The organism is Brevundimonas phoenicis (assembly GCF_047237745.1).
In the GTDB taxonomy this organism is placed as follows: domain Bacteria; phylum Pseudomonadota; class Alphaproteobacteria; order Caulobacterales; family Caulobacteraceae; genus Brevundimonas.
The window spans coordinates 2,515,047-2,527,033 of record NZ_JBDFLN010000001.1; the positions used below are offsets into that span (position 1 = coordinate 2,515,047).

The following is an 11,987-nucleotide window of genomic DNA, read 5'->3' on the forward strand; positions in this document are numbered from 1 at the left end:
CCTAGGCAGGACGGCCGGGGTTTTGAACCCCGGCGCCTCGATCAGTCTCAGCCGATGGCCTGATCCAGATCGGCGATCAGGTCGTCGATGTCTTCGACCCCGACCGACAGGCGGATCAGGTTGTCGGTGACGCCCCCCGCCTCGCGCACCTCTTTAGGCACGGATGCGTGGGTCATGATGGCCGGATGGTTCACCAGACTTTCGACGCCGCCCAGCGATTCCGCTAGGGTGAAGACCTGCACCCGCTCCAGCACCCGCTTGGTGCGCTCCAGGTCGCCGTCGATCAGCACCGTGACCATGCCGCCGAAGCGGCCGTTCATCTGGCGCGCCGCCAGCTCGTGCTGTGGGTGGCTGATAAGGCCCGGATAGATGACCTTGGCCACGCCAGCTCGGTCTTCCAGCCAGCGCGCGACGGCCAGGGCGTTCTCATTATGCGCCTTCATGCGCAGGCCCAGCGTCTTCAGTCCCCGATTGGCCAGGAAGGCGTCGAACGGCCCCATGACGCCGCCGATCGAGTTCTGCAGGAACTTCAGCTGGGCCGCCATCTCGGCGTCCTTGGCGACCAGAACCCCGCCGACGATGTCGGAGTGGCCGTTCAGATATTTGGTCGCCGAGTGCATGACCACGTCGGCGCCGAGCGCCAGCGGCTGCTGGCTCCACGGCGTGGCGAAGGTGTTATCGACCACCAAGATCAGCTTGTGCGCCTTGGCGAGCTTCGACAGGGCCTCGATATCGGCCAGCTTCATCAGCGGATTGGTCGGCGTCTCGACCCACAGCATCCGCGTCTTTTCGGTGATCGACGCCTCGACGGCGGTCAAGTCGGTCAGGTCGATATAGCTGAAGTCCAGCCCCATCGAGCGACGGCGCACCCGCTCAAACAGCCGCCACGAACCGCCGTACAGGTCGTCGCCGGTAATGATGTGCGCCCCGGCGTCCAGCAGCTCCAGCGCCGTCGAGGTCGCCGCCATGCCCGAGCCGAAGCCGAAGGCCTGAACCCCGCCTTCCAGGTCGGCGATGCAGGCCTCGAACGCCTCGCGCGTCGGGTTCTTGCCGCGAGCATACTCATAGCCCTTGTTCACGCCGGGGCTTTCCTGGGCGTAGGTCGAGGTGGCGTAGATCGGCGTCATCACCGCGCCCGTCGTCGGGTCCGGCTGCTGGCCCGCATGGATGGCGCGGGTCGAAAAGCCCTGGCGGTTCTTCAGTTCAGACATAGGCTTACCGGTTCAGGCTGAGGTGGTTGATCAGGTCGGTGCGGGTGATCAGGCCGACGAAGGTCTCGCCGTCCAGCACGATGGCGACGCGGTCGCGGTCGAAGACCGGGATCAGGGCGTCCAGCGACTCCGTCACCTGAAGCGTGTCCAGATCGCGAGTCATGGCCGAGGCGACCGGCTTGGCGAAGCGCTCCTGACGGGTGATCTCGTCGGTGTTCATGATGTGGACGATGTCGCTTTCATCCAGAATGCCGACCAGACGGCCGTCCTGAATGACCGGCAGTTGCGACAGGCCGTCGCCGCGCATCCGCTTGAACGCCGTGTCCAGGGTGTCTTTCGGCCCGATCACCACCACGTCGCCGGCGGCGTATTTGCGATTGATCAGGTCCGACAGGTCGCCATGCAGTTCGCGCTCGGCCAGGCCCTGATCGGCCAGCCAGGCGTCGTTGTAGACCTTGGACAGATACTTGGCGCCGGTGTCGCAGACGAAGGTCACGACCCGCTTCGGCTCGGTCTGCTCACGGCACCAGCGCAGGGCCGTGGCGATCAGGGTGCCCGAGGACGAGCCCGCCAGAATGCCTTCCCTCAGCAGCAGTTCGCGCACCGTGGCGATCGCCTCGGCGTCAGGGATGGAATAGGCGACGTCGATCAGATCGGGATCGGTCGTCTCGGGCATGAAGTTCTGGCCGATGCCCTCGACGGTATAGCTGCCGTCCGGTCCGGCCACGCCGTCATTGATCAGGCCCGCCAGAGCCGAGCCGACCGGGTCGGCCAGAATGATCTTGGCCTTCGATCCCTGCGATTTGAAATACTGGGCGTTGCCGGTGATCGTCCCGCCCGAGCCGATGCCGGCGACGAAGGCGTCGATGTCGCCGTCCATCTGCTCGAAGATTTCCGGGCCGGTCGTCTTGAAGTGGGCCTCGGAGTTGGCGTCGTTGGCGAACTGGTTGACGAAATAGCCGCCCGGAATCTGCTGGGCCAGGCGCTCGGCCATGTCGGTGTAGTATTCCGGGTGGCCGTGCGGCACGTCCGAGCGGGTCAGGCGCACGTCGGCGCCCATGGCGCGCAGGTGCTGGATCTTCTCCTTCGACATCTTGTCGGGGATGACCAGCAGGACGTTGTAGCCCTTCTGCTTGCCGACCAGGGTCAGGGCCAGGCCCGTGTTGCCCGCCGTGGCCTCAACGATGGTGCCGCCGGGTTTCAGCCAGCCGGCCTTCTCCGCCGCCTCGATCATCGACAGGGCGATGCGGTCCTTGATGGAGCCGCCGGGGTTCTGGCTCTCCAGCTTCAGGAACAGGCGGCAGGGGCCGGTGTCGATCCGCGTCACCTCGACCATCGGCGTCTTGCCGATCAGGTCCAGCAGCGACCCCACGGGGCGGGACAGGACGGGATTGTCGGTCATCGACATGAAAGCAGGCTCCGTTGCACGGGTTTCAGGGGGAAGCTGGGCGTCGCGACCCTCGCGGTCAACTCATGCAAGTTTTCACCTTTTCGCCGCGAAGCGCGTTAGAAAGGGCGCAATGGTCAAGACACCGAAACGCCCCGTCGCGGGCCTGCCCGACAAAGAATCCCTGATCGCCTTCCTGCGTGAGGCCGGAGAAGCCGAAAAGGCCGACATCGCACGCGCCTTCGGCCTGAAGGGCGCCGAGCGCCGCGCCCTGCGCGACATGCTGAAGGAACTGGAGGCCGAGGGCCGCCTGGGTAAGCGCGGCCGCAAGGGCTTTTCCGAAGCCGGCGCCCTGCCCCCCGTCGGCGTGGTCGATGTCGTGGATCGCGACGCCGACGGCGAGCTGTATGTCGAATTGGTCAAGAGCAGCGAGGACGCGCCGCGCGCGCTCCTGATGCCCGACCGCGAAGGGCGCAGCCCGGCGCCCGGCATGGGCGACCGGCTGCTGGTCAAGTTCAGCCGGGGCGTCGAAGGCTGGGAGGCGCGTCTGGTCAAGCGGCTGGACGCCGGAACCAACCGCGTGCTGGGCGTCATCCGCAAGTCAGCGCGCGAGACTCGGGTCGAGCCGGTCGACAAGCGCTCCAAGGACGTTCTGCTGGTGCCCGCAGCCCAGGCGACGGATCTGCGCGACGGCGACCTGGTGCTGGCCGCCGTCGAGAAGGGCGAGCATCGCTATGGCCCCAAGCGCGGCAAGATTCTCGAGAACATCGGGCGCGAGGACGACCCGCGCGCCGCCTCCATCATCGCCATCCACGCCCACGGGGTGCCGACCGGCTTCTCTGACGCGGTAGAGCGCGAGGCCGAGGATCAGGCCGTCCCGACGCTGAAGGGACGCGAAGACCTGCGCCACGTGCCCTTCATCACCATCGACCCCGCCGACGCGCGCGACCATGACGACGCCGTCTATGCCGAGCGCGACGAAGACCCGGCCAATGCGGGCGGCTGGATCGTCTGGGTCGCCATCGCCGACGTCGCCGCCTATGTGCGCCCGAACACGGCGCTGGACCGCGAGGCGCGGGCCAAAGGCAACTCGACCTACTTCCCCGACCGGGTCGAGCCCATGCTGCCCGAGGTGCTGTCCAACGGCCTGTGCAGCCTGAAGCAGGGCGAGAACCGCGCCTGCATGGCCGTGCGCATGGTCTTCGACAAGGACGGCCGCAAGACCGGGCACAAGTTCACGCGCGGGCTGATGCGCAGCCACGCCAAACTGTCCTATGAACAGGCGCAATCCGCCATCGACGGCTTGCTGGACGACGCCACCGGGCCGATCATGGAGGCCATCCTCTATCCGCTGTGGAACGCCTATCGCACCATGCTGAAGGGCCGCGAGCGCCGCAGCCCCCTGGCCATCGAAAGCCCCGAGCGCCGCATCATCATGTCGCCCGACGGCGGCATCGCCGGCATCGAGCCGCGCAAGTCGCTGGAAGCCCACCGCCTGATCGAAGAGATGATGATCCAGGCCAACGTCTGCGCCGCCGAGACGCTGGAGAAGACGCACACGCCGCTGATCTATCGCGTCCACGACACACCCAGTCAGGAGAAGATCTTCAACCTGGCCGACTTCCTGCACACCATCGGCAAGCCGTGGAACAAGGGCGAGGCGCCGAACACCAAGCGCTTCAACAAGCTGCTGGAGGAAACCCGCGACACCCCACACGCCGAGGTCGTCAACGAAGTCGTCCTGCGCACCCAGATGCAGGCCATCTACAGCCCCGAGAACGTCGGCCACTTCGGTCTGCATCTGGACCGCTACGCGCACTTCACCTCGCCCATCCGGCGCTATTCCGACCTGATCGTCCATCGCGGACTGATCCGGGGCCTGAAGCTGGGATCGGACGGCCTGACCGACCGCGAGATCGCCGAACTGGGCGGCATCGCCGATCATGTCACCGAGACCGAGCGCCGCTCCATGGCCGCCGAGCGCGATGCGATGGATCGCTACATCGCCGCCTTCCTGGAAGAGCACGTCGGCGCGACCTTCACCGGCCGTATCACCGGCGTGACCCGCTTCGGCCTGTTCATCCGGCTGGACGAGACGGGCGCCGACGGCCTGGTGCCGGTCTCGACGCTGGGCGACGAATACTTCACCCACGACGACCGCGCTCACGCCCTGGTCGGCGAGCGCAGCGGCAAGCGGTTCCCGCTGGGCCGCCGCGTCGAGGTGCGGCTGATGGAGGCCACGCCCGTCACCGGCGGTCTGGTGCTGGAAATGCTGTCCGAGCCGGACCCGCGCGATCCCAACGCCCCGGCCCCGCGCTATGGGATGCGCGGACGCGGTGGAGACGGCCCGCCCAAGCGCGGTAAAGGCCGCCCCGGCGGCCCCAAGCCCCGCAACGGAAGCAAGCCCTCCGGCGGCCTGAAAGGCGTCCGAAAGGGCAAGCGGCGGTGAAGCCCCTCCCCTTCGACGCAGCCCAAGACCTGGCCGATGCGCCCCGTGTCGGCGGCGCGCAACGCCCCAAGGATGCGGCGACCCTGATCCTGACCCGCGACGCCCGGCGTCCCGAGGTGCTGATGGGTCGCCGGGCGTCGGGTCATGTCTTCATGGCGTCGAAGTGGGTGTTTCCGGGCGGCCGCATCGACCGGGCGGATTTCAACGCCGCCGACGACGGCGTCCTGTCGCATGACGCCGCGCGACGGTTGCAGGCGGAGATGCCCGCCCGCCGCGCCCGCGCCCTGGCCCTGGCCGCCGTACGCGAGACCTTTGAGGAAACCGGCCTGATCCTGGGCCGCGCCGCACCGACCGCCTCGGTCGCCGGACCGTGGCGAGAGTATCGTCAGGCGGGCGCCCTGCCCGATCTGTCGGTTCTGTCCTATGTGGCGCGCGCCATCACCCCGCCGGGCCGCACGCGCCGCTTCGACGCCCGCTTCTTCATGGCCCCGGTCGAGGCCCTGCGCGATCCCGACCGCATCGAAGGCTCAGGCGAACTGGACGAGATCGCCTGGATTCTGCTGGACGAGGCGCGAGGGTTGGACCTGCCCGCCATCACCCGCTTCGTGCTGGGCGAAGTCGCCGAGCGGCTGGAGACGCCGCAGCGCCCCCTGCCCTTCGTGCACATGGTGCGCGGCCGCCACGTCATCGACCATCAGGACTGACGCAGCGGCCTCGCGTCTTATTCGGCGACCGGCTTGGTCAGGTCGAAATCAACCTGGAAATGGCGGTTCGGCCGACGCAGTTCATAGGTAAACGTCTTGCCGGGACGGACCTCCATCGCCCAGACGTTGGTCGTCGAGACCGAGGCGTCCTGGGCGTTGAACAGGTCGATGGATTCCTGATCCACCGGGAATTCCTGACGCTCGGCCGTGCCTTCGTTCTTCGTATCGCCGCCGTACCAGTGCAGCGGATCGGTCTTGCCGTCCGGCTGGCGGTGATCGTGTTTCAGGCGCAGGCCCGATTCGGTGCGGGTCACGACCCAGGTGCGCGAGCGGTCTTCGCCGACCCAGAAGGGAATGCGAATCTCATCCTTCGAGCAGTCGCGCACATGCATCAGCAGGCGTTTGCCGACGAAGTCCGAGTCGGCGGCCTCGTTCGTGACGACCTTGCCCTCAAAGCGCTGGCCGCAAAGGGCGGTCAGATTGGCGAAGAAGGCGTCCTGGGCCGTGGCCGGAGCCGCATCGGCCGTTGCGGCGGGCGTCGCAGGCTCGGACGAGCAGGCGGACAGGGTCAATCCAACCGCAATGGCAGCGACGGACAGGGCGCGGGCAGGCTTGAAGTAAGGCGTTTTCATGTCGAAACACTAGCGCTTCTGCGACGCCGCTCAACGCGACATCGAAACCGTTGACTTTGAGCCCGTCCTGAGTATGTTCCGCGCCTCTCGTTTCATGCGGCTTTCGCCGTCGCAAAGGTACTTCCGATGGCCAAACCGGCTTCCATCAAGATCCGCCTGAACTCCACCGCCGACACCGGCTTCTTCTACGTCACCAAGAAGAACGCCCGTACGATGACCGAGAAAATGGTCGTCAAGAAGTACGACCCGGTCGTCCGCAAGCACGTCGAGTTCAAGGAAGGCAAGATCAAGTAAGGGCCAACGCGCCCCGGGCCTCTCGGTCCGCTTGATTGCTGGAAATGAAAAACGCCCGGTCCGCCGACCGGGCGTTTTTCTTCGTTTCAAACGACGTCTGCAACCGTTCAGGCCGCGCGTGCGACGACGCGGTTGCGCCCTTGGGCCTTGGCCTCATAGACGCCCTCGTCCGCGCGTTTGAGCAAGGCTTCCGGCGTGTCGTAGACGCCCACTGTAGCGGCCACGCCAACCGAGACAGTAACGCCTAGAAGATCGCCGCCGGCAATCCGGAACGGCGCAGCGCCCACGTCACGGCGAATACGCTCCGCAATGCGATGAGCGTCTTCCAGAGTGGTTCCAGGCATGACGACCACGAATTCCTCGCCGCCGAACCGGCAAGGCAGATCGACAGCGCGCACATTTGTCGCCAGCCGGACCGAGAACTCGCGCAGAACCTCGTCTCCGACATCATGGCCGAAGGTGTCGTTCACCGCCTTGAAGTGATCGATGTCCAGCACCAGCACGGCCACAGGATCGCCGCCCCGCGTGGCGCGCGCCACCAGAGCCTGAATCTGACTGTTCATATAGCGACGATTATGCAGACCCGTCAGCGGGTCGGTAATCGCCATCTCCAGATTATAGTCCAGCTTTTCACGCAGGAAATCGCCGTAGCGTTTGCGCTTCACCTGGGTGCGGACCCTCGCGGACATCTCTTCAGGATCGACTGGACGGGCCAGGATGTCATGCGCCCCAAGGTCCAGCGCCTTCAGCAAGCGCGGTCGGTCATGCGTGTCGATCAGAGCCAGGATCGGAATGCGCCGCGTCGCCTCCTTGGATCGCAACTGGGCGATGAGGCGCAGACCATCGAACCCTTCGGATGAGACATTGACGATGACCAGATCGACCGGTCCCCGCGCAGCGTCCAACCCGCCCTCAAGAGTGATCTCCACTGTCGGACGGTGCTCGACCGACAGCTCGCGCGCGATCATCTCGGCCTGAAGTTCATTGTCATCAACGACCAGTACACGGCCGCCTGAGCCCTTGAGGCGAGCCACGTGGCCCGTGTCCATGCCAACGCGGCGACTGCTCTCCTCGCGCTCGCGCAGTTCGTCCATGACCATCTTGAGGCGCGTCAGGCTCTTGACCCGCGCCATCAGGATGACGTCGTTCAGAGGCTTGGACAGGAAGTCGTCAGCGCCGGCCTCTAGCCCACGAATGCGATCATGACGACCGTCGAGGGCTGTCACCAGCACCACAGGAATATGGCGCGTCTCTTCGGCGGCCTTGAGCCGGCGGCAGGTCTCGAACCCGTCCATGCCCGGCATCATGACGTCCAGCAGAATCAGATCCGGTTGCTCATCCCGGGCCAGACGCAGGCACGAAGCTCCGTCGCCGCACGTCAGGACGTCGTAATACTCAAGAGTCAGCTTGGCTTCGAGCAGGCGGACATTCGCCTCGACATCATCCACCACCAGGATTCGTGCGCTCATCGCCTACCCCAGGTGTTTCCGCACCGTTTCAAGGAAGGAGACGACCGAGATCGGCTTGGAAATGTAGGCCTCGCAGCCCCCCTGACGAATACGTTCTTCATCACCCTTCATAGCAAAGGCTGTAACGGCGATGACAGGAATATGGTTCAGCTCGTCGTCATCCTTGAGCCACTTTGTGACTTCCAGGCCGGAGATCTCCGGGAGTTGAATATCCATCAGGATCAGGTCGGGACGATGCTCGCGCGCCAAGGCCAGCGCCTGCAAGCCCTCGCGGGTCTGCAGGGTCTGATACCCCTGAGAATCGAGCAGATCATGAAACAGCTTCATGTTCAGCTCATTATCCTCGACGATGAGGACCTTCTTCGACATCCGTCACCCGGCTGTTTCGCCAAAAAATCGCGCCTGTGCGCAGGGCTTTTCGCCTTCTTCGAGTGCACTCTCGCCCACGCAGTCTTAAGTTGGGGTGAAGCTGAAGAACCGGAGTCATCCTTGAACCTGAAGGCCGTCTGCCGCGACTGCCTGTGGACCGGCGACCGCAAGGTCGCGCGGTGTCCCGCCTGCGCGTCGCGCCGGGTGATCGCCCATGACGAACTGGGCGATCTGCACATCGCCCACCTGGACTGCGACGCCTTCTACGCCTCGGTCGAGAAGCGCGACCGGCCGGAACTGCGCGACAAGCCGGTGATTGTCGGCGGCGGCAAGCGCGGGGTGGTCTCCACCGCCTGCTATGTGGCGCGGCTGTATGGTGTCGGCTCCGCCATGCCGATGTTCAAGGCGCTGAAGGCCTGCCCCGACGCCGTGGTCATCAAGCCGGACTTCCGCAAATATGTGGCCGAGAGCGAGCGCATCTTCGGCGCTGTCCATCGCCTGACGCCGCTGGTCCAGACCCTGTCGCTGGACGAAGCCTGGATCGACCTCAAGGGCACCGAGCGGCTGAACGGCGGCCCGCCCGCCTTCCAGTTGGCGCGCCTGCAGAAATGGATCGAGGACGAGACGGGCCTCAGCGTCTCCATCGGCCTGGCGCCCAACCGCTTCCTGGCCAAGATCGCGTCGGAGCTGGACAAGCCGCGCGGCTTCTCCGTCATCGGCGTCGCCGAGGCCCAAGGCCTGTTGGCGCCGCGTCCCGTGACCACCCTGCCCGGCGTCGGGCCGGTGTTCGGCCGCACCCTGCGCTCGGACGGCTTCGCAACGATCGGCGACCTGGCCGCCGCCGAGGTGAAAGATCTGGTCCGACGTTATGGCGAGACGGGCCTGCGCCTGCACGACCTCAGCCACGCGCGCGACAGCCGCCCGGTGAACCCGGACCACGACCGACGCGGCATGAGCGCCGAGACGACCTTCAACGACGACCTGACCACGGCCGAAGCGCTGGAGGCCGAGCTGTGGCCCCTGTGCGAAAAGCTGGCCTCCAAGGCCCGCCGCGACGGCGCGGCCAGCCGCGTGGTGGTGCTGAAGCTGCGCAGGACCGACTTCAAGATCGTCACCCGCCGCATCACCTTGGCCGAGCCGGTGCAGACGGCGCGCGCCCTGTTCGCCGCCGGGCGCGACCTGCTGAAACCGGAACTGGGCGTGCCCTATCGACTGATCGGCATCGGCATGGCCGACATCGCCGACGCCCATGACGCCCCCGCCGGCCTGTTCGCCACGGCCGAGACCCGCGCCCTGAAGACCGAGACCGCCATCGACGCCCTGCGCGACAAGTTCGGGGCCGCCGCCGTGGTGGCCGGACGCGCGTTGAAGCGACCAAATGAACGCCCCGGATGACGCGGCCGCCGCGCCGCGCTAAACCCCCTCCACCCTTTCATACGGAGTCGCCCCATGAGCATTCACGCCCGCATCGCTGAACTCGGCATCACCCTGCCCGAGCCCGCCAAGCCGGTCGCCAGCTATGTCTCCTACGTCCGCTCGGGCGAGCAGATCTTCATCTCGGGCCAGCTGTCGAACGACGCCAGCGGCGGCATCAAGGGCACCGTCGGCGTGGACGTGACCCCGGAGCAGGCCGCCGAGGCCGCCCGCCTGTGCGGCATCAACCTGCTGGCCCAGATCAACGCCGCCGTCGACGGCGACCTGGATCGCGTGGTCCGAATCGTCAAGCTGGGCGGCTTCGTCCAGGCAGGGCCGGACTTCGAAGCCATCCCCGGCGTGATCAACGGCTGCTCGGACCTGATGGTCCAGGTCTTCGGCGACGCGGGCAAGCACTCGCGCTCGGCCGTCGGCGTCTACAAGCTGCCGCTCGGCTTCGCCGTCGAAGTGGACGCCATCATCGAGGTGAAGTGAGCTTCACCCTTCAGGTAAACGACCGGATCGCCGCCATAGGCCGGGACGCATGGGACGCCTGTGCGGCCCCAAGCGGCGATCCTTTCGTCTCCTACGACTTCCTTGACGCCTGCGAGGCGTCCGGCAGCGCCGTCCCGTCTGAAGGCTGGGCGGCGCGCCACCTGTCCCTGCATGATGAAGACGGCGCCGTGATCGGCGTCATGCCCCTCTATCTCAAGGGCCACAGCCAGGGCGAATACGTCTTCGACCACAGCTGGGCCGACGCCTATGAGCGCGCGGGCGGGCGTTACTATCCCAAACTGCTGGGCGCCGTGCCCTTCACCCCCGCGAGCGGCCCGCGCTTCCTGAACGCGCCGGGTACAGATGCCGCCACGGTGCGCGAGGCCCTGCTGCAAGGCGCGCTGACGCTGACCCAGCGGCTGGGCGTCTCGTCCCTGCACGTCAACTTCCCGCTTGAGGCCGAATGGCGCGCCATGACCGAGGCGGGTCTGTTGCCGCGCCGGGACATCCAATTCATCTGGCGCAACGACGGCTATCGGAGCTTCGACGACTTCCTGGCCGCCCTGTCGTCCAACCGGCGCAAGACCATCCGGCGCGAGCGGCGCGAGGCGCAGGCCGGTCTCGACATCCGCGTCCTGACCGGGGCGCAGATCACGCAGGCGCACTGGGATGCCTTCTTCGCCTTCTACCTGGACACCGGCGACCGCAAATGGGGGCGGCCCTATCTGACGCGCGACTTCTTCGCCCGCGTCGGGGCCGGCATGGCCGACCGCATCGCCCTGGTCATAGCGTTCGAGGGCGAGACGCCGGTGGCGGGAGCGCTCAACTTCATCGGCCGCGACGCCCTGTATGGCCGACAGTGGGGGACGCTGGTCGATCGGCCCTTCCTGCATTTCGAGCTGTGCTATTATCAGGCCATCGACTTCGCCATCGCGCGCTGCCTGTCGCGAGTCGAGGCGGGCGCGCAGGGGGATCACAAGATCGCGCGCGGCTACCTGCCCTCCCCCGTCTATTCGGCCCACTTCATCACCGATCCGGCGCTGCGCGATCCGGTCGCCCGCTACCTAAAACAGGAGCGCCCAGCGGTCGAGATGGAGATGCACGCGATGACGGCGGAGTTGTCGCCCTATCGCCAGGGCTGATCTTCAGGGCTGACATTTCGTCGCGAGGGGGCGTCCGGCCAGGAACCCTCGGGGGCCGGATGCGCTTGGGGTGTGAGTCTCCTCCTCAACACAGGGATCAACATGACTGACCAACGTATCGAAGGCGTCGCGACTGAACTGAAGGGCAAGGCCCAGAACGGCTTGGGTCGGCTGACCGGCGACAGCAAGCTTCAGGTCGAAGGCAAGATGAACGAGGTGAAGGGCAAGGCGCTGGACGCCTATGGCCGCGTCATCGACGGCCTGGACGGCATGGTGGACAAGGCCCCCGCCGACCTGCGCGATCCCGCTCGCAAGGGCTTGGACTTCGCCCGCCGCAAACCGCTGCTGACCACCGGCATCATCGCTGGTGCGGCGGTGCTGCTCGGCGCCCTGGGTCGCAAACGCTGATATCAAGTCCTTCT

At 66.4% G+C, this 11,987-nt stretch carries 12 protein-coding genes; 7 read left to right on the forward strand and 5 right to left on the reverse strand.

All coding sequences use genetic code 11. The features are described from left to right. Positions 1-47: 47 nt before the first annotated feature. Complete coding sequence (locus ABC419_RS12610; RefSeq protein WP_412877257.1) at positions 48-1,211, reverse strand: cystathionine gamma-synthase; 1,164 nt, start codon at positions 1,209-1,211, stop codon at positions 48-50. Between the two features lie 4 nt (positions 1,212-1,215). Further along, positions 1,216-2,619 carry a pyridoxal-phosphate dependent enzyme gene (locus ABC419_RS12615; protein ID WP_412877256.1) on the reverse strand — a complete coding sequence of 468 codons (1,404 nt, stop codon included), beginning with the start codon at positions 2,617-2,619 and terminating at the stop codon, positions 1,216-1,218. 112 nt (positions 2,620-2,731) lie between these two features. Here ABC419_RS12615 and rnr point away from each other — a divergent pair, with 112 nt between their 5' ends. Continuing rightward, positions 2,732-5,047 (forward strand): ribonuclease R, encoded by a 2,316-nt coding sequence (gene rnr / locus ABC419_RS12620; protein ID WP_412877255.1) that lies wholly within the window; start codon positions 2,732-2,734, stop codon positions 5,045-5,047. Then, positions 5,044-5,751, forward strand: coding sequence for an NUDIX hydrolase (locus ABC419_RS12625; protein ID WP_412877254.1), 708 nt, complete (start codon positions 5,044-5,046; stop codon positions 5,749-5,751). The genes rnr and ABC419_RS12625 overlap by 4 nt, the downstream gene beginning before the upstream one ends. 17 nt (positions 5,752-5,768) lie before the next feature. Here ABC419_RS12625 and ABC419_RS12630 read toward each other — a convergent pair whose 3' ends face one another. Next, the gene (locus ABC419_RS12630; protein ID WP_412877253.1) at positions 5,769-6,383 is read right to left on the reverse strand and encodes a hypothetical protein; all 615 of its coding nucleotides are present in this window, start codon (positions 6,381-6,383) and stop codon (positions 5,769-5,771) included. A 126-nt stretch (positions 6,384-6,509) separates the two neighbouring features. Between ABC419_RS12630 and rpmG the strand changes: the two genes are divergently transcribed. Next, on the forward strand, positions 6,510-6,677 hold the full coding sequence (rpmG, locus tag ABC419_RS12635) for a 50S ribosomal protein L33 (protein WP_003164451.1): 168 nt from the start codon (positions 6,510-6,512) through the stop codon (positions 6,675-6,677). A 107-nt stretch (positions 6,678-6,784) separates the two neighbouring features. Here rpmG and ABC419_RS12640 read toward each other — a convergent pair whose 3' ends face one another. After that, positions 6,785-8,146, reverse strand: coding sequence for a PleD family two-component system response regulator (locus ABC419_RS12640; protein WP_412877252.1), 1,362 nt, complete (start codon positions 8,144-8,146; stop codon positions 6,785-6,787). A gap of 3 nt (positions 8,147-8,149) precedes the next feature. Further along, positions 8,150-8,515, reverse strand: coding sequence for a response regulator (locus ABC419_RS12645; protein WP_125901983.1), 366 nt, complete (start codon positions 8,513-8,515; stop codon positions 8,150-8,152). Between the two features lie 126 nt (positions 8,516-8,641). On the opposite strand from ABC419_RS12645, the gene ABC419_RS12650 reads away from it, so the two are divergent. The 4 genes from ABC419_RS12650 to ABC419_RS12665 all read left to right on the forward strand — a co-directional run bounded on the left by ABC419_RS12650 (position 8,642) and on the right by ABC419_RS12665 (position 11,973). Next, positions 8,642-9,910 (forward strand): DNA polymerase IV, encoded by a 1,269-nt coding sequence (locus tag ABC419_RS12650; protein ID WP_412878006.1) that lies wholly within the window; start codon positions 8,642-8,644, stop codon positions 9,908-9,910. A 54-nt stretch (positions 9,911-9,964) separates the two neighbouring features. Continuing rightward, complete coding sequence (locus tag ABC419_RS12655; protein WP_200166643.1) at positions 9,965-10,423, forward strand: RidA family protein; 459 nt, start codon at positions 9,965-9,967, stop codon at positions 10,421-10,423. Next, positions 10,420-11,565, forward strand: coding sequence for a GNAT family N-acetyltransferase (locus ABC419_RS12660; protein WP_412877251.1), 1,146 nt, complete (start codon positions 10,420-10,422; stop codon positions 11,563-11,565). Before ABC419_RS12655 ends, ABC419_RS12660 begins: the two co-directional genes overlap by 4 nt. A gap of 102 nt (positions 11,566-11,667) precedes the next feature. Further along, on the forward strand, positions 11,668-11,973 hold the full coding sequence (locus tag ABC419_RS12665; RefSeq protein ID WP_200216085.1) for a CsbD family protein: 306 nt from the start codon (positions 11,668-11,670) through the stop codon (positions 11,971-11,973). Positions 11,974-11,987 lie beyond the last annotated feature (14 nt).